This window comes from Micromonospora sp. WMMD956 (assembly GCF_029626125.1).
GTDB classification, from domain to species: Bacteria; Actinomycetota; Actinomycetes; order Mycobacteriales; family Micromonosporaceae; genus Micromonospora; species Micromonospora carbonacea.
Map to the genome: position 1 here is coordinate 2,439,650 of NZ_JARUBI010000005.1, position 16,476 is coordinate 2,456,125.

Annotated in this window: 17 protein-coding genes and 2 tRNA genes; 9 read left to right on the forward strand and 10 right to left on the reverse strand. The window is 68.0% G+C overall.

Annotated features, from left to right (window positions below; genetic code table 11):
- Positions 1–124 precede the first annotated feature (124 nt).
- Both O7628_RS11210 and O7628_RS11215 read left to right on the forward strand, forming a co-directional pair.
- Positions 125–256, forward strand: coding sequence for a hypothetical protein (locus O7628_RS11210; protein ID WP_278130167.1), 132 nt, complete (start codon positions 125–127; stop codon positions 254–256).
- Positions 257–1,480: 1,224 nt separating this feature from the next.
- On the forward strand, positions 1,481–1,714 hold the full coding sequence (locus O7628_RS11215) for a GntR family transcriptional regulator (protein WP_278130169.1): 234 nt from the start codon (positions 1,481–1,483) through the stop codon (positions 1,712–1,714).
- An 82-nt stretch (positions 1,715–1,796) separates the two neighbouring features.
- Here the strand turns inward: O7628_RS11215 and O7628_RS11220 are convergent, their stop codons facing one another.
- From O7628_RS11220 to O7628_RS11240, 5 genes are all read right to left on the reverse strand, one after another.
- Positions 1,797–2,435, reverse strand: coding sequence for an HNH endonuclease (locus tag O7628_RS11220; RefSeq protein ID WP_278130171.1), 639 nt, complete (start codon positions 2,433–2,435; stop codon positions 1,797–1,799).
- 136 nt (positions 2,436–2,571) lie between these two features.
- Positions 2,572–3,390: a hypothetical protein gene (locus O7628_RS11225; protein WP_278130173.1), complete on the reverse strand. Its 819-nt coding sequence runs from the start codon at positions 3,388–3,390 to the stop codon at positions 2,572–2,574.
- Positions 3,380–4,000 carry a hypothetical protein gene (locus tag O7628_RS11230; RefSeq protein WP_278130175.1) on the reverse strand — a complete coding sequence of 207 codons (621 nt, stop codon included), beginning with the start codon at positions 3,998–4,000 and terminating at the stop codon, positions 3,380–3,382. The genes O7628_RS11225 and O7628_RS11230 overlap by 11 nt, the downstream gene beginning before the upstream one ends.
- A gap of 112 nt (positions 4,001–4,112) precedes the next feature.
- Complete coding sequence (locus O7628_RS11235; RefSeq protein ID WP_278130177.1) at positions 4,113–4,439, reverse strand: hypothetical protein; 327 nt, start codon at positions 4,437–4,439, stop codon at positions 4,113–4,115.
- Complete coding sequence (locus O7628_RS11240) at positions 4,436–5,164, reverse strand: hypothetical protein (RefSeq protein WP_278130179.1); 729 nt, start codon at positions 5,162–5,164, stop codon at positions 4,436–4,438. The genes O7628_RS11235 and O7628_RS11240 overlap by 4 nt, the downstream gene beginning before the upstream one ends.
- A gap of 236 nt (positions 5,165–5,400) precedes the next feature.
- Here O7628_RS11240 and O7628_RS11245 point away from each other — a divergent pair, with 236 nt between their 5' ends.
- From O7628_RS11245 to O7628_RS11265, 5 genes are all read left to right on the forward strand, one after another.
- Positions 5,401–5,613: a hypothetical protein gene (locus O7628_RS11245; protein WP_278130181.1), complete on the forward strand. Its 213-nt coding sequence runs from the start codon at positions 5,401–5,403 to the stop codon at positions 5,611–5,613.
- Between the two features lie 17 nt (positions 5,614–5,630).
- Entirely contained in the window at positions 5,631–5,816 is a 186-nt protein-coding gene (locus O7628_RS11250) for a hypothetical protein (RefSeq protein ID WP_278130183.1), read from the forward strand.
- 215 nt (positions 5,817–6,031) lie between these two features.
- Complete coding sequence (locus tag O7628_RS11255; protein ID WP_278130185.1) at positions 6,032–6,895, forward strand: toprim domain-containing protein; 864 nt, start codon at positions 6,032–6,034, stop codon at positions 6,893–6,895.
- A complete protein-coding gene (locus O7628_RS11260; RefSeq protein WP_278130187.1) occupies positions 6,888–7,568 on the forward strand; it encodes a hypothetical protein in 681 nt (226 codons plus the stop codon). The genes O7628_RS11255 and O7628_RS11260 overlap by 8 nt, the downstream gene beginning before the upstream one ends.
- 430 nt (positions 7,569–7,998) lie before the next feature.
- On the forward strand, positions 7,999–8,778 hold the full coding sequence (locus O7628_RS11265; protein ID WP_278136285.1) for a transposase family protein: 780 nt from the start codon (positions 7,999–8,001) through the stop codon (positions 8,776–8,778).
- 607 nt (positions 8,779–9,385) lie between these two features.
- Here O7628_RS11265 and O7628_RS11270 read toward each other — a convergent pair.
- The 3 genes from O7628_RS11270 to O7628_RS11280 all read right to left on the reverse strand — a co-directional run bounded on the left by O7628_RS11270 (position 9,386) and on the right by O7628_RS11280 (position 10,573).
- On the reverse strand, positions 9,386–10,288 hold the full coding sequence (locus O7628_RS11270) for a tyrosine-type recombinase/integrase (RefSeq protein WP_278130188.1): 903 nt from the start codon (positions 10,286–10,288) through the stop codon (positions 9,386–9,388).
- A gap of 86 nt (positions 10,289–10,374) precedes the next feature.
- A tRNA-Arg gene (locus O7628_RS11275) sits at positions 10,375–10,447 on the reverse strand.
- 35 nt (positions 10,448–10,482) lie between these two features.
- Positions 10,483–10,573: transfer RNA gene (locus tag O7628_RS11280), tRNA-Ser, on the reverse strand.
- Positions 10,574–11,695: 1,122 nt separating this feature from the next.
- Here O7628_RS11280 and O7628_RS11285 point away from each other — a divergent pair.
- Positions 11,696–12,430: a hypothetical protein gene (locus tag O7628_RS11285; RefSeq protein ID WP_278130190.1), complete on the forward strand. Its 735-nt coding sequence runs from the start codon at positions 11,696–11,698 to the stop codon at positions 12,428–12,430.
- Here O7628_RS11285 and O7628_RS11290 read toward each other — a convergent pair.
- A complete protein-coding gene (locus O7628_RS11290; RefSeq protein WP_278130192.1) occupies positions 12,417–13,190 on the reverse strand; it encodes a CPBP family intramembrane glutamic endopeptidase in 774 nt (257 codons plus the stop codon). The two genes, O7628_RS11285 and O7628_RS11290, sit on opposite strands and share 14 nt — an antisense overlap.
- A 157-nt stretch (positions 13,191–13,347) precedes the next feature.
- Between O7628_RS11290 and O7628_RS11295 the strand changes: the two genes are divergently transcribed.
- A complete protein-coding gene (locus O7628_RS11295) occupies positions 13,348–14,466 on the forward strand; it encodes a globin domain-containing protein (protein ID WP_278130194.1) in 1,119 nt (372 codons plus the stop codon).
- A gap of 180 nt (positions 14,467–14,646) precedes the next feature.
- Here O7628_RS11295 and O7628_RS11300 read toward each other — a convergent pair whose 3' ends face one another.
- On the reverse strand, positions 14,647–16,179 hold the full coding sequence (locus O7628_RS11300) for a peptide deformylase (protein ID WP_278130196.1): 1,533 nt from the start codon (positions 16,177–16,179) through the stop codon (positions 14,647–14,649).
- Positions 16,180–16,476: the final 297 nt, after the last annotated feature.

Sequence of the window (16,476 nt, forward strand, 5' to 3'; positions counted from 1 at the left end):
CCGTGGGGCTGTCGGCGTGGCACCCGACGCCCCGACCGGCCGGACATGGTGGACGCACCCGCGCCCGACCACCCCGGAGGGAGGGCTTGATCTCAAGTGCGCTCCAGGTGTCAGGGTCGACGTCATGGCAGGGGACAGGGCAGCGGCCCGGCTGGTGCTGGGGACGATGAACTACGGCACGATGGTGGACCAGGAACGCGCGTTCGCGCTGCTGGACAGGTTCGTGGAGGTGGGCGGGGTGAGGTTCCCCCGATAACACGAGTCCGCTCTCGCCTGATAGTTCGAGGCGACCAAAGCGGATAGGTGCTTCGGTGTGCTCATGATTCGCACAAGGTTGCTCCGACCGCCGCGGTCCGGTCCCGCCAGCCCGGGGGCGACCGCCGCGCAGGGCCGCCCGCACGCACAGGAATCAGATGCGTCGGCCTCCCGACCGCCACCGCCGATGATCGCCTGAATGACATCCCGACCCCTGCGGCGCCATCCTGCGCCAGACCAGGTCAACGGCAACCGACCGACCGGACACCCACGCCGCCAAACAAGATCCACTATATCGACCACAGTGGACGTTGATCACACCCCAACCCACCAGCAACCCGGCCATGATCCAGACCAGCCGACACGCAAACGCACTGGTCAGCACCAGTCGGCACGAACCCCCGCCGGAACAGCACACCGACAACGGAGCACCATCGGAGCACCAGATTCCAAATCCTGGGAAGAATCGTCCCAACCCGCGAAAGCGATCAAGGCCGTGACCCGCTTTTCCGCTGGTCACGGCCTTGCTCGTGAAGTGCGCCCGAAGGGACTCGAACCCCTAACCTTCTGATCCGTAGGGATCCTCTGTAGACAGACGGGCTGACCAGGGAAAACACAAGATCGAAGCCACCTGCACTCCCGTGGGTAAGGCGGTCAACCCACCACCCCGGGCATCGAAGTTCACCGACTGTAACGATTCGAGCTACAAAGATCCCTTACCTGGCTGGCCGGCTGACCGCCGGGTGAGCCGGTAGCGCTCTAGCCGCTCGGCCCGGAACTTGTCGAGGGTGAGCCCGGCGTCTGCGAGGCGACGGCACCCCTCAGGTGTGCACTCCGCACACAGGTTCCGCTCGTGGAACTCGACGCAGTACGAGGCGAGCACGACGGAGAAGGGGACCTCAGGCATTCCGCCGACCTCCGGCCCGACGCTCCCCCGCGAGGGTTAGTAGCGGAGGGTCCGGCGGGTACGCGACCGGGGCGACCCCTACGGCCCGGTACGCCCCTGCGCGCCCGGGATAGACGGTAGCCGGCCCGACGCAATCGAGCAGCGGCGTACGGCGGCGGATCTTGAACGGCCACAACCTCATGAGCCCTCCTGGCAGCGGGTTTACCGACGCCTACAGAAGGTAGTCCAACTCGTTCTGTCTTGTCTCCCCACGTCATGGGACGTTCTGGAACGTTGCCAGGATCGGACGTCTCAGGACGTCAGGTGAGGATTGGTGACATGCTCGATCCGCTGTCTCCGGTGCCGATGTACGTGCAGCTCGCTGACTTGATCGCCAAGGAGATCGAGGAAGGCAAGCTGCTCCCCCGGCGACCCATCCCCAGCGAGACGCAGCTACGCGGGGAGTACGGGGTGGGCCGGGGCACCGTCAGGCAGGCCGTCGCCCTACTGCGGGAACGCGGGCTGGTCTTCACCGTGCCGCAGCGCGGGACCTACGTCGCCGAGAAGGGCTAGCCCTCCGGGACTACCCCGGAGACGGGGGCAGTCCCGGAGACGCACGCCTAGCGGGCTGCACGACCCGCTTTCGGAGGGTCGGCTACCGCGAGCGGCTTCTACTACGGCTCGTAGTAGAAGGGTAGAGGTGGCTCGGATTCCAGCACCACCGCTCGCCACAGGTATGCCGGGCGTAGGGGCGCTCGGGGGTAACGCCGTTCCCATAGACGAGCAGGGCCATCCGGGGAACGCTGTAGAAGACGCCTCGGTGCTGCATGTTCGGAGCGATGTTCTTCAGCCGGGAGGTCTTCGCATAGGGCCACTCCCAGCAATCATCCTCGGGCAGGCCACGCAGCTTCACGACCTCGGCACGCATCGTGAACGCGCTCAACACGGGAGCGGGTATCTCCTTGAAGTGCGCCGGCCCGCCGTTCTTCCGGTCCTTCTGGTTATCGCTCGCGGTGCCGACGTAGAGGTGGCTGGGGTTGCAGCAGATCTTGTTGTCACAGCGGTGGCAGGCCAACTCCTTCTGGTCGCTGTCCCAGCGGAGCGGTTCGCCCCGGAGGTACCCCAGAATCCAGCGGTGTGCCTTCTCCCGCGCCTGTGCAGCGGGCCGGAACCAGCCGTAGCCTTGATCGCTCCCGACGCCCTTCCATGGCCAGCACTCCTCTGGGCCGCGCCGGTCTACGTCCCTCCAGAACCGCTCGACCGTGGGGACAGAGTAGTCAATTGCTTTCTTCACGGTTTCTCCTCTCTTGTGAAGTGCCCCGGCTCCCATCTCGGGAACCGGGGCACTTCCCCTCTCGGGTAGTCAGGCCGGGAGGGTTGGGGAGGTACCGGGTGACTAGGCCGGACCTCCCCGGCGGGGCGGGGCGGGGTCAGTAGGGGAAGACCGCAATCTCACGGTCGAAGAACTGGAGGGTGGTTCCGCTGTGCTTCCGGTACTTGGCCTTGAAGGTCGTGTTGCCGGGGTTGAGGCCGGTCAGGAGCACCTGTGCGGTCTTCCGGTCCCCCACGATCCAGGAGCCGGCACCGCTGAAGGTCGACACAACCGCGTAGAAGTCCTCGGGGGTCTGGGAGTTGGCGCCGCTGAGCTCTACGCCCATGAGCCCTCCCCCTTGGCTGTTGTTGCCGTTGTAGTCGAAGGCGGTCGTGAGCAGGACCAGGGCCACCCCGGACTCACCGATCTTGACTTCCACCTCCGGGCCTACCGTCGTCAGATCTCCCCACGAGGTAGACGTACGGGCCTCGACGTTACGAACGCGGTCGACCCGGGGCCCGAACACGAAGTCACTGAGCTTCGTCAACTCCCCGCTCGGGCCGGTGACGGCTAGGCCGTAGTCCCCATCCGTCAGCTCTCCAGCGAGCGCCTTCACAACGCCGTTCTCGTCGCAGATCTCCAGCCCAACGCGGCCAGAGCCGGGAAGCTCGCCCAGGCGGGCCATGACCTGGCCGTTCGGGTAGTAGACCTGAAGACCAGCACGAAACGGTTCGGCGACCCCGTCAAGCTGGTAACCCATCTCTACACGGAGCGGACCGTAGGAATAGCCGCCCCCGGGGGTGTCCGGCCTCGCTAGGAAGCTCTGCTCCCCTTCCCCGTAAACTCGGATGCCTCCTGAGGAATTGATCGATCCACCGCTTCCAGTGATCCGCACTCCGGCCTCACCGCCCTGAGTGCCGGTAATCTCAACGCCCACCCGAGGCATCTCGGCTCTCCTCATCAATGCGTCGCTCGACATACGGCCCGTAGAACCCATCCGGCCGGTCCATCGTTGGCCAGGCGGGCAGGGTGTCGAGCCTGGGCTCAGGCATATCGAGCACTTGAGCGACCAGGCGGGCCACCCAGAAGAATCGCTCTCCATGTCCACCGTTGTCGTGGTCATTGGGCTGCGGATTCTGGCTGATGATTTGATGGGTCATCTCGTGCGCCACCACATCCCGCGTAAATTCGGGGGACAGCGCAAGATCGCTGCGGAGGACGAACAGCCTGGTATCCGGGTTCCAACCGCCGAGAGCTTCTGTGGAGTTCGGCCCCGTCACCTCCAGAGCCCAAGAAACCGTATTGTTTGCGGGAGGGTCGAAGTAAAGACCGGCGCTGCGCAGCCGGTTGAACAGCTCGATGTAGATGGCGGCCAGGTCGGTCTTGCAATCCACACCACCGCCACGGAGCCGGGAGAGGTCGAGATTGCTGCCGTCAAAGCCAACGAAGATTTCTCCAGTCAGCGGCAGGAGGTTACCCACTTCACTCTCACCATTCCTCTTGTGCTCGGCATCGAGCGCCTCCAACTGCTCCTGGAAGGCAATCACGACCTCCAGCCGTTCGTTCGCCTCGCGCTCCCGCCGCTCGGCCTCGCGGCGAACCTCTACGGCCCGCCTGCATGGCCCGAGAGCCCTTGCCACGCTCTCGGCGAAGGCGTCCCTACCCCGCGTCCGCTGCACCGCTCTCGCCCCCTCTCCGGGCCTTCTTCTCCTCCTCGAAGAAGTAGCGGGCTGCTCCGGTGAGCGGTCGGCCCCTCTCGACCTCCCGCTCCAGCCGGGCGAACTCATCCGGCTCACTCTTCGGCACGAGAGGACGCGGGGGCGTCCTCAGCCCAGCGAGAATCGCAGAGGCACGAGTAGCGCCAGCCGAGGCTTCCGGGCTCCGCTGTCGGGCCTTGAGGAACTGCTCATCTCGCCGCTGCTGCTCTTCGACGCGGGCCTTGATGCCGGCGGCCCGTAGCGCGTCCTGCTCGTCTCTCCAGCTCATTCCGCACCGACCATGTTGAAGTTGTAGTTCTTGTCGCCGGTGCGGGAGCCGAGGATCTGGGCCTTCTGGAGCATCGCCCGAATCACCATGTCCTCCTTCCTCAGGACCGTGCGCAGGAGGTCTTGGGCATCCCGGAGGGGCTGGGTGTCTTCGTTCTCGACCGGGGCAACGGCGGCGTGCCGGCGCTTCTGCCATACGCCGCCGGCTGCCACGAGAGCGGTCAGCCCCTCGACCTCTTCCAGCTCCCGCAGCGTCTCGGTGGCTCGCTTGAGGTCTTCCTTCACGCGGGCGCTGAGTGCCTGGCGCTGGGTGGCGAGGTACGCGCCCCACTCGGGGTTGGCGGCTACGGCGACCAGTTCCGCGTGGCAGGAGGCAAGAGCCTGCTTCGCGCCGTGGAACCGGGCGCTTGCGGTTTCCTCGGCAGACTTCGCCAGCACCCACTCTTCGGACTGCGCCAGCTTCGCGTCCTCATCGATCTCGGCCTCATCGTGGACCGCCCGGTACGCCTCGCCCATGACGCGGTTCTCGGTTTCCCGCATCTTCTTGCTGGCGGTGCCGATCTCGGCCTCAGCCCGCCGCACCGCCTCACAGGCACGAGCGAACCGCTCCGCAGCCCTCACTACCTCCGGAGGAACGTGCCGCCCGGGTAGCTCGACGGTGATCTGTCCCGTCCGGACGTACGCCCCGTCGCTCACCGGAGCGCTCTTGTACGGCTTCTCAGTCATTGGTACCCCTCCGGTACTTCCGGACCTTCTCCCGCCGGGCCGCCCGTACGGCTTCCCGCCGCTCGGCGTATCCGGGGCTCGGGTCCTCGGCTTGCTCGTGGCTCAGGAATCGGCATTGCGGCCCGGTACACGTGTGCCGTGGCTGCTGTTCATATTGCGGCTTAGACATTCATGACCTCCGATCGATCTGCCGCTAAAGCTAGCGTATTCGCGGCGATTTCGCTAGTCTTCCGATCATGAGCCGAACAAGCGCAGAAATAATCACAGAGCGGCTAAGCAATAGGCAGCGCGAAAAGCGCCCCTATGGCGCAGGACTTACCAGGAAAAGCACCATCTGGTTTACCGAAGAGCAGTACGACTGGCTCGGCGAGTACGCCGAAGAGAATGGCGTCGGAATCCCCGAGGTCGTACGTCACGCAGTCACATTGCTGATGGGGGAGGAATCGTGAAGATTAAGGGTTATCGAGTGGAGCGGGTAGCGGGGAAGCGAGTCCGGTACTACTGCACCGACTTCCAGGTACGGGGAAACGGACGGCTCGACCTCAAAGACGCACGGAGATGGACACCGGACGAGTGGCTCAAGATCGGGCTTATCACGCTGGTGAACGTGCCCGTCGAAATCACGCCTATCGAGTTCGAGGCCGACGAATGACCCCGGTAGGGTGCTCAGCGCCTCTCGTTGTGCGGCAAAGCAGATGACCCCGGCTGCCGCCCGGGGTCATCGCACTACCAACCTAGGAGGTTCCTAATGTACCGCTTGCACCCCTCTGCCCGCTATCGGGCTCTTGCCAGGTTTTCTCTCCCTACCCCTCCCGGTAGCGCCGGATACGGGCGGCAGGCTCCCTACGCGCACGACGGGAGGCCGTAATGCCCTTCGAGAGAGGGAAGGCCCGACTCTCCCCCGACGCGACGCGGAAGCGCACCAAGATTCACACTTACCACGATGAGCAGGGCCGGAAGGTCTTCGAGCGGGTGCGGTGGTACGACAGCGAAGGCAAGAAGCAGGTTGCCTACCGGCACTCGGTCGGCAAGGGCTGGGCGCTGGGCCTCGACCACGAACCGATCCCCTTCAAGGAGAAGCCCGAGGGCGCAGACCGCTACCTCTACCGGCTCCCCCGACTGCTGGAGGAGTTGGAGAAGGGGCCGGACGGGGAGGTCTGGTGGACGGAGGGCGAGAGCGACGCCGATGCGCTCTGGAATGAGCACGAGATCTGTGCGACCTCGCACCACCAGGGGGCCGGGAACGCCAGCCCGGAGCAGGCGGAGTGGTTCCGGGGCTTTGATGGCCGGGTGCTGCTGTGCGGCGACGCTGACCCGGACACCCCAGAGGGCGGGAACGTCGGGGCGAGGTGCGTCATCAAGCGCCTCGACCTCCTGACTGCTCTGGGAATTCAGGCGAAGGTCCTGATGCCTCGATCAGGCAAGGACGTCCGGGATCACCTCGAATCCGGGCTGGGGCTCGATGATCTCGTTCGGATCGAGGGGGAAGCCCTCGCGGAGCTACGCGAGAAGGCCGATAGGACGACCGTAGGGAGCCTGCGCGCCTACCTCGATAGTCCGGAGACGGTAGCGCTCGGCGAGGCGCTAGGGGAGAACGGGCGCGGCTGGAAGGTAAAGGTCAAGGCCGCTGAGCCCGAGTGGGTGCAAGAACGCCGCGAGGCTGAGGCGAGTGATCCCAAGCTGCGCGTCTTGGCGAAGTTGCGTAGTAAGGGGTGGAACGTCCGTGGCTGACGAAAAGAGCCCGCCAAAGTGCCCTAAACTGATGTATCGCATTTGGACTGACTGGCGACGCGGCAAGATTTGGGTAGATTGCAAGCGCTGGAATTGCGAGAGATGCCTCAAGACACGCATCGAGGAAGCAGTTCAGCGCGTCTTGGAGTGCATTCCACCCAGCCCCATCCATGACGTTACGGTTGGTCAAAAGTGGTCCGAAGCCGTTCGCAAGTCCTACCGAAGGCGAAGCCTGCCCTACTTCGGGGCATCGCTACAAACAGGCGGCCTGTACGTAATCTCTACGCACCCCGGCAAGGGTCAAGCCTGGCGAACTGCCGAGAACGACTGGGAGGAGTTCATGACCGAACTCCCCAACCGCCTGATAACTATGGGAATCGTTCGCTGGGACTCATCGACGGCGTGGCGGGCGGAGAAAAGCACCGAGGAGCCTATTGGTTCATACCTGTGGACGGGACTAATTCCGGGGAACGACCCGAAGCTACTGCGCAAAGCGGTAGGAGAAGCAGGGTTTAGCGAGGATGGTTACGGGCCGCCGAGCGATCCGGATCACGCAATTCAGGTACTCAATCAGATCCTTCGGCCGGATGCGAGCGATGTCCCCACCCTGAACGGCAAGAAGACAACTCTCCGCGAGCTATCGAAGTGGAAGACGATCACGAAGGGATCTTAGCTTTATCTATATGGCCTGGTAGCGGCACGAAAGTCCGTGTTTCTAGAAAGTGCAGGGTAACGGCTCGATTGCCCAGAAACGCAAAACCCCTGGCCGGAGGCCGGAAGTCCGTGTTTCGGGATAAGTATTTAGGCTCTTTCCGGAAACACGGACTTTCGCGCCTCTACCAGGGAAGATAGTTATAGCTCTATGCATGCTTTCTAGAAACACGGACTTTCGGGGTCGGACCAGGGAAGATAGAGGTTCGTAAGATCGTTCAGCCGAGCGCAGCCACCGAGCGGGCAGAGGCAGGCCTCTCGGGCCACGGAGGGGAGATAGGCCCGTAGCGTGTCAGGAAAGGGGCCTAGGTTGGGCGCTACGGGGCGAGGAAGGCGGGAGGCTAAGGGATGTCTCGCAACTCGGTGGTGGGTCCATGGTGGATCATGTTGTGGTGCAGGTGATCACGGCGGCTCGCCCGGAGTGGATCTTCCCGTTCACCGGGCTGCAGCCCGCCCAGTTCCGCAGGCTGGTCAGGCTGGTCGCCGAACGTGGCGGGGACGCCATCGCCGACGGGCGGCCGGGCCGGCAGTGGTCCCTCGACCTCGCCGACCGGGTACTGCTGGTCGCCACGTACTGGCGCACGAACCTGACCATGCGGCAGATCGGCCCGCTGTTCGGGGTGTCGCACTCCGCCGCCCACCGGGTCATCGACACCCTCGGCCCCCTACTCGCCCTGGCCCCGGTCCGCCGACGCCGGATCGAACAGATCGCCATCGTCGACGGCACCCTGGTCCCGACCCGGGACCACCGGCTGGCCGCCCCGAGCAAGAACTACCGCTACTCGACGAACCTGCAGGTCGCCATCGACGCCCACACCCGCCTGGTCGTCGCCTTGGGTGACCCGCAGCCGGGCAACCGCAACGACACCATCGCCTACCGCACCTCCGGCATCGACCAGAAACTGGCCGGACGGCCCGTCATGGCCGACGGCGCCTACCGCGGCAACCCCGAGGTGATCATCCCGTACCGCAAACCCACCGACGGCACCGAACTACCCGACTGGAAGAAGGACCTGAACAAGCAACACCGCACGATCCGGGCGCAGGTCGAACACGCCCTGGCCCGCATGAAGACCTTCAAGATCCTCCGGGACTACCGACGCGCCGCCAGCACATTGACCGACACCGCTTCCGGCATCGCCCACCTCCACAACATCATCCTGCTCGGATGACACCGACACCGTTGACCAGCAGCCATCACCGAGTTACGAGACATCCCTTAGGGCGGGAAGGGTAGGGGCGGTGGCAACTTCTAGGGACAGGCGATCTACGACGCTACGTAGTACTAATGGGCGTAGTAGTGGACCACTATTGACCGTCGAGGGGCTGTGATCTACCCCGGCATCAACGCCCTGCGCTACCCCAGAACTAAATGTTTATCAAACCTTAATTGAGCAATTGCGGCACCATTTTCCACACCCATTGGTTTGTTTACTGTGCCATTCTGCTCACTCACTGCATTGTTTAGCAATCCTGGCTGGCTTGTTAACTGTGCGGGCTGCCGAGCGAGGGCAGCGACTACAGGAGCTAACACGGGGGTCAGACAGTCACCACAGAGGCATTGTGAAGCGCGAATGTCTCATTGGTGCTTTCAGTTAACAAGCCAAAGAGTCCCATTGTGGCTACTGGGAGCAATGCTTAGCAAAGGGTGGGTGCCCCTTTACTGTGCGGGTGCTGATTGGTGGACTGATTGGGGTCAGATGTGCACCATTTTTGCATGCACAACCACACTACAATGCGAACACCCCGCACAAGGCGGGGTGTTCAGTGGAGCAGCAACTACAGGCGGTCTGCTACCGAAATCCGGCGGGCTGCGGTCTGTGCCCGCTCGACTTCCGCCGACCGGCCGTACCGGCGGGGCATCTCCGGAGACACCCACCCGAACAGCACCATAGCGTCGCTCTCGGACCCTCCCGCTACGCGCCAGTTGTGGGCCGAGGTGTGGCGGAGCTGGTGCGGGTGGATGTGGCCGATACCGGCCTGCCGAGCCCTCCGCTCCAACATCTGGTAGAGGCCGGAGGCGGTCAGCGGCTTCCCCCGAGCGCCGAGCCACAGCGCCTCCGAGTGCTCGCTCCCCTCCTGGGCCAACGGGTGGTCCTTCCGGGCGCGGAGGTAGCGGTAGAGGGCCTGCCCGGTCTTGGTACCGAAAGGGATGACCCGGACCCGGCCGCCCTTCCCGAGCAGCTTCACGAGGTCGAGAACCTGATCAACGTCCCCGACGCTCATCCCCGCGACCTCGGAGACGCGAGGGGAGCCGGGCTCGCACCACAGGCGGATGATCGCGGTGTCCCGGCGGGACTCGAAGTCCGTCCCTGAACACTCCGCCAGGAGCATCTTGAGCGCCTGGTCCGGCACAACGGGAATCGGCTTCTCCACAACCTTCGGCGGCGTCATCTTCCGCATCGGCGACTCCGGAATCAACTCCTCCCGGACGGCCCAGTTGTAGAAGGCCCGCAGCGCCCGGTACCGCCCCGAGGCCGAAGCCGCCGACCGGGACTCCAGGACGTGGAGGATGTAGCCCTCGACCTCACCGCGAGCCAGCTCCAGGAGGTCTGCGCCCTCTACGAACGCCGCGAGCTGGAGCAGCGTCTCCCGGTAGTTCTGGGCGGTGCGGGGCGAGCGGTTACGGATCTTGAGGTCACGCTCATACGCCTTGATGTGTAGCGAGTTGATCTTGGACATGTACAGAGAGTAAGGAGGTATTCACAGGCATGGCTAGACAGAAAGAAGCCCCCTACCGCCTTGAGAGGCTGGTAGGGGGCTGTCTGTGCGCCCGAAGGGACTCGAACCCCTAACCTTCTGATCCGTAGTCAGATGCTCTATCCGTTGAGCTACGGGCGCTTGCTGCTGGGCCAGTCTACACACCGGCTTTCGCGCGGAGACTCCGGGATTCGAACCCGGGAGGGGCTTTAAGACCCCAACCGCATTAGCAGTGCGGCGCCATAGACCAGACTAGGCGAAGTCTCCCAGGTGGCCCGTAGACCACCGCGCCCGAGGATACAGGCCCGCACCCTTCCGGGGCAAAGCGACTACCGCAGCGGGGCGAGGCGACCACCGCAGCGCGGCCGGCCGGGTCGGAAGGAGCTCGGATGCCGGGCGGGACGGGGGCCTCCCGCCCAGGCGTTTTCCTGCTGTGCGGCATCCGGATCGGGACTAGGCTCCATCGACATGGGGGAGCAGTCGCCGAGCGAGCCGGACCGCCGCGAGCCTGGTGAGGGTGCGCGACGCCGCCGTTCACCGAAGGCCACCTTCATGCCACCGGTCGTCCCCGCCCCGGCGCCACCCCCGGCTGAGGATAAGGCCCCGGAAGCCGCGGAAGCCCCGAAAGCCGCGCGGCCTCGCCAACGCCGGCCGAGCGCGGCCCCGGGAGTGATCTTCCAGCCGCCTGCGGCCGACCAGCCGGCATCGTCACCGCCACAGCGGGGGCGGGTCTCGACCCCGTCGGCCCCAGTCCCCTCGGCGGCCCCCGAGCCGCCCGAGCCGGCCGAGCCGTCCAAGGGCACCGCTCGGGGAGGTGATCAGCCACACCCGGAGGCCGGGGCGGTGCCGACTGGCCCCACGGAGGCCGAGCCGACCGCACGGGCCGCTGCGGGCGGCGTGTCCCCGCCGGCGTCCGGGGCCGGTCCTGACGTCGAGGTGCCCCCGTCGGGCGCCGACGCCGCTGGCGAGATCCCGAAGAGTCCGGCGTCGACACCGGACACGCATCCGCCGGACGGGCCTGAGGCGGAGGTCACCGCCGCCGGCCCGGCTCCTCGGCCACGGACTGCCCGGAAGGCACCCGCCCGAAAGGCGACGCCGGCCAAGGCGGCCGCGCCCGCCCAGGCGACGCCGGCCCCCGCCAAGGCGACCGCCCCAGGTAGGGCCGCGCCGGGCAGGACAGCCGCGCAGGCGGGTGGGCCGCGACGGGCCGCCCCGGCAGGAAAGCGAGCGGAGCAGGCCGCCGTCACCCCGACCGCCGGGCCGCCGCCCCTGGCCGCGCCCGTGCCCGGGCAGTCGACCCGCCCGGGGCCTGACCCGGAGGCGGAGGCCGGGGCCGTTGGCCGGGTGCCGGGGACGGCGTCGGCGCGTACCCCCGAGGATGGCCTGCGGGTGACGGCCGGGTGGGTGCTCGACCACCCGGACCTCGCTCCGGAGCTGTTGGCCCTCGCCGCCGTGCGGACGCTCGGGCCGCGCGCGGCCGACTGGGCCGCGTGGCACCGCGCCGCCTACCCGGGGGCGACGCCGGACGGGTTGGCGCGGCTCGCGGCCCGGCGGTTCGTCCGGCTGGCCGGGGCCGGTGGGGCCGTGGCGGCGCTGGCGGGCCTGTTCGCCCCGGTCGTGGAGCTGACGGCGGTGCTGTGGGCGCAGGCCAACCTGGTGCTGCACCTGGCGGCGGCGCACGGACGGGATCCGGCCGATCCGGAGCGGGCGGTGGAGTTGCTGGTGCTGACCCGGGTGCATCCGGATGCGCGAAGCGCCCGGACCGCGGTGGAGGCGGCGGAGCGGACGACGAGGGAACGGACGACGGCGGTGCGGCCCACGACGGAGGACCGGCCGTCGGCGGGGCAGGTGACGGCGGGGCAGGTGACGGCGGGGGCGCCGCAGGCGGCGCGGGCGGTCTGGCGGTTGGCCGGGCCGTTGACCGGGCGGGCCGGCGGGTGGCTGGGGCTGCGGGTGGCGTCGCGGCTGCTGCCGGGCGCGGCGGTGCTGACCGCGGCGGTGGGCGACTCGGCTGCCGCCGAGCGGTTGGCGGCCCGGGCGGTCGCCGCCTACCGTTCGGCCCCGGGCCCGACCCCGGCTCCGGTTCCGCCGGGGCCGCCCGCGGGGCCGGTCAGAGCCAGCTGAACCAGTCCTTCGGCAGGAGCGCGTAACCGACGAAGGCGACCACGTCGAGCAGGGTGTGCGCGACGATCAGCGGCATAACCCGCTTGGTGCGCAGGTAGAACAGGCCGAACACGACGCCCATCACGGCGTTGCCGACGAACGCGCCGAAGCCCTGGTAGAGGTGGTAGGAGCCGCGCAGCACGGCGCTCGCCGCGAGCACCGCGCCGAGCCGCCACTGGAGCTGGCGCAGCCGGGTGACCAGGTAGCCGACGACGATCACCTCCTCCAGCACGGCGTTCTGCACGGCGGCGAGGATCAGCACCGGGACGGCCCACCAGATGTCCGGCAGGCCGGCGGGCACGAGGGTGGCGTTGACGCCGAGCTGGGCCGCGGCCCAGAAGAGGGCGAGGCCGGGCAGGCCGATGAGCGCCGCGAGGCCGGCGCCACGGGCCAGGTCGGAGCCGGGCCGGCGCAGGTCGACCCCGAGGGTACGGGCGGGGTCACCGGGGTCACGGGCCAGCAGGTGTACGGCGATCAGCACCGGCAGCAGCGCGAAGACGATGCCGAGCAGCTGGTAGGTCAGGTCGAGCCAGGGGCGGGCCGACTGGGAGGTGTTCAGCGCGGCGGTCTGCTTGGACAGCGGCCCGTCGGCGGTCAGCTTCGCGATGATCGACACGAGCGCGTAGACGGCCGACTGCCCGAGCGACAGGCCGAGCACCAGCAGCGTCTCCGTGCCGAGGACCCGGCGGGAGACCGGGCGGGTGAGCTCCTCAACGGTCACCGCACCACTGTGCCCGACCGCCCCGCCCGACGGACACGGGTCAACCGGGCGGTGTGAGGCGATCGCACATTCTGTGCGACCGGCCAGCACGCTCCGTGGACATTCTATGGGTGCCCGATCGCCGTCAGCCCGATCCGCCGTCAGGAGGAGCGCCCCCGTGGACCATGTCGCGCGGTTGCTGAAGGAGAGCTGGACCCTGGTCGAGGAGGACCGGGACCGGCTGAGCGGTCACTTCTACGCCCGGCTCTTCCTCCTCGACCCCGCGCTGCGTCCGCTCTTCCCGGTCGAGATGACCGGCCAGGGCGACCGCATCCTCGACGCGATCGTCACCGCGACCCAGGTGGTGGACGATCCGGAGAGCTTCGACGAGTATCTTCGCTCGCTCGGCCGGGACCACCGGAAGTACCACGTCGACGCGACGCACTACGAGACGATGGGCGTCGCGCTGCTCGACGCGCTGCGCAGCACCGCCGGTGACGGCTGGAACCTGGAGTACGACCAGGCGTGGCGGGACGCGTACGGGGCGATCTCGGCGAAGATGCTGGCCGGGGCGGCGGCGGACGACAACCCGCCGTTCTGGCACGCGGAGGTGCTGACCCACGAGCGGCACGGGCAGGACACCGCCGTGTTGACGGTGCGCGCCCTCCAGCACCCGTTGCGGTGGCGGGCCGGCCAGTACGTCAGCGTCGAGGTGCCCCGGCACCTGCCGAGGGTGTGGCGGACGTACTCGGTGGCGAACGCCCCGAACGACGACAACGTGCTGGAGTTCCACGTCCGTACGCCGCCGGGGGCGGGCTGGGTGTCCGGGGCGCTGGTGCGGCGGACGAGACCGGGCGACCTGCTGCGCGTGGCCGCGCCGATGGGCTCGATGGTGCTGGACCGCGACTCCGAGCGGGACGTGCTCTGTGTCGCCGGTGGGGTGGGGCTGGCCCCGATCAAGGCGCTGGTGGAGGAGCTGGCCGGCTGGAACCGGACCCGGTGGGTGCACATCTTCTACGGTGCCCGGCACACCGCCGACCTGTACGGGCTGGCCGGGCTCCGCGAGCTGGTGGAGGCCCACCCGTGGCTGTCGGTGACGCCGGCGTGCAGCGAGGAGCCGGGCTTCGACGGTGAGCGGGGCGACGTCTCCGACGTGATCACCCGCTACGGCCCGTGGACGACCCACGACTGCTACGTCTCGGGCTCGGCGCGGATGGTCCGGTCGACACTGCGGGCCCTCGCGGAGGACGAGGTCCCGCCGCCGAACATCCGGTACGACACCTTCGGCGACCTGTAGGTCGGCCGGCGTCCGCCGTCCCCCTCCGACCGGCAGCCGGATCGGCCGGCGGTGCCGGCGGCCAGAGAGGCTTTCCTCCCCCCGAAAAGGACCGGGTCGCGTGCCCCCGCCCCCTGGGGCACGCGACCCGGTCCTCCTCTTGCGGCCCGGGGGACGACACCCGCCCGGGACCGCTCCGGCTCAGTACCGCCAGGGGGTGCCGGTCTCGCGGTACTCCTCCACGGGCACCAGCGGCACGCCGGGCGTCATCCGGTCGACGTACAGGCGGCCTTCCAGGTGGTCGATCTCGTGCGCCACGAGCCGGGCCATGGCGAACTCGAACGAGGTGATGAGGCGGGCGCCGTCCCACTGGGCGTGCTCGACGTCGATGCGCAGCGGCCGGGGCACCAACCCCCGGTGGTCGAAGAAGGAAAGGCAGCCCTCGTACTGCTCGTCGGTCTCGGGGGACGAGTCGACGACCCGGGGGTTGAGCAGCACCACGGGCTCGGCGGCCCGGTCGGGCGGGCGTACGACGGCGGCGGCCCAGGCGAGGCCGAGCTGCGGCGCGGCGATGCCGACCCCCTTGCTGAACGGGTGCAGCTCGTCGAGGCGGACGAGTGCCGAGCCGAGCCGTTCGACGACCTCCCGGGCGACCCCCTCCTCGGCGGGCAGGTCGAACTGGCGGCTGGGCTGACGGAGCAGGTCCGCGCCGCGCTGGACGATGCCGAGCCCGCGCATCCGGTCGCTGGCCCGCACCCGGGCGACGCCGGCCGGGCCGCCCGGGTCGGAGTCGGGCGGGCGGCTGCGGAACCGCCACTGCAACCGGTACCGGGCGTTGAGCGGCGGGTCCTCCGTCGCCCAGTCGAAGATGGCCCGGTCGGCGCGGTCCTGGCGCACGACGGGGCGGCGCAGCGGGCCCTCCTCCGCCGAGAGCGAGGTCTCCAGCCCCCAGACCTGGGGGTCCAGCGCGGTGGGGAGGTCCAGCCGCACCGCCAGGTGCCGGGTGGGCAGGCGTACGGCGCGCTGGAACCAGGGGCCCCACTTCTCGCGGCCGACCTGGTACGCGTATTCGATGGTGACCCGGTCGCCGGGGTAGAGCGGGAACCGGCCCTCGTCGTTCTCGAACAGCAGCCAGATCTCCTTGAACGCGTCCCGGTCGTGCTTGGCCCGCCAGTGCATCGGCTCGGGCTGCCCGCTGCCGTCGTCCCGGTGTGCCCGCAGTTGCAGCTCGGCGAAGGTGAGCGGATGCTCCCGGTGGTGCCGGTTGGACCGGCCCGGGTCGTTGGGGTAGCGGTCGACGGCGACTCGGACGAGGTAGCGGGTGACGGGTTCGGTGCCGGCGTTGTAGAGCTCCCGGCGGATGAGGCAGTGGTAGGCGTCGTCGGTGTAGGTGAGGACGGCCTGTTCGCGTTCGACGATCAGCCCGGTGCCGGGGGGCATCCACTGCCCGGGGGCGGGGTGGTCCCGGGCGGGCGTGGCGGAGCGGCCGTGCCGCAGCTCGTCGTACTCCCGGAAACGCTGCCAGATCGCGCCGCTGGCCTCCAGGACGGCCTCGGCCCGGCGGGCGAAGTCCTCGGTGGGCCGGTGCCGTCGCCCCTCGACGTGGCTGACGTAGGACGGGTCGAAGCCCATCAGGGTGGCCAGCTGCTTCTTGGACAGCCCCCGCTCGGTCCGATGGCGGGCAAGTTCGGCCGCGAACGACTCGGCGGCCCGCTCGATGGGAGAGGTCGTCATCAGCTTCCTCAACGCCGGGGAGTATCAGTTTCACGTTCCGTGCATGAACCCGGACAGGAATGACATCTTGCCGACATTCATCTTGACAATTCACCCGGTAACGTCAACCAATCCATGACCCGACCCCCGCCACCACCCCCGGAACCCCGACACGGGGTGTTTCCGTCACGCGACGGCGGGTAGTAGCGGCGCACGACCCTCCCGGCCGGCGAGCCACCGGAACGACCGGAGCCTCCCGCCTGCGATCAGGTGAGGCTTTCCTTATCCGACCGGGATGGTTAGGCTAGCCTTAGCTCA

Bases quoted from the DNA above. Each gene is read 5' to 3' on its own strand.
- O7628_RS11210 (WP_278130167.1), top strand. From the start codon at position 125: ATGGCAGGGGACAGGGCAGCGGCCCGGCTGGTGCTGGGGACGATGAAC.
- O7628_RS11215 (WP_278130169.1), top strand. From the start codon at position 1,481: ATGCTCGATCCGCTGTCTCCGGTGCCGATGTACGTGCAGCTCGCTGAC.
- O7628_RS11235 (WP_278130177.1), bottom strand. From the start codon at position 4,439: ATGAGCTGGAGAGACGAGCAGGACGCGCTACGGGCCGCCGGCATCAAG.
- O7628_RS11240 (WP_278130179.1), bottom strand. From the start codon at position 5,164: ATGACTGAGAAGCCGTACAAGAGCGCTCCGGTGAGCGACGGGGCGTAC.
- O7628_RS11245 (WP_278130181.1), top strand. From the start codon at position 5,401: ATGAGCCGAACAAGCGCAGAAATAATCACAGAGCGGCTAAGCAATAGG.
- O7628_RS11255 (WP_278130185.1), top strand. From the start codon at position 6,032: ATGCCCTTCGAGAGAGGGAAGGCCCGACTCTCCCCCGACGCGACGCGG.
- O7628_RS11270 (WP_278130188.1), bottom strand. From the start codon at position 10,288: ATGTCCAAGATCAACTCGCTACACATCAAGGCGTATGAGCGTGACCTC.
- O7628_RS11300 (WP_278130196.1), bottom strand. From the start codon at position 16,179: ATGACGACCTCTCCCATCGAGCGGGCCGCCGAGTCGTTCGCGGCCGAA.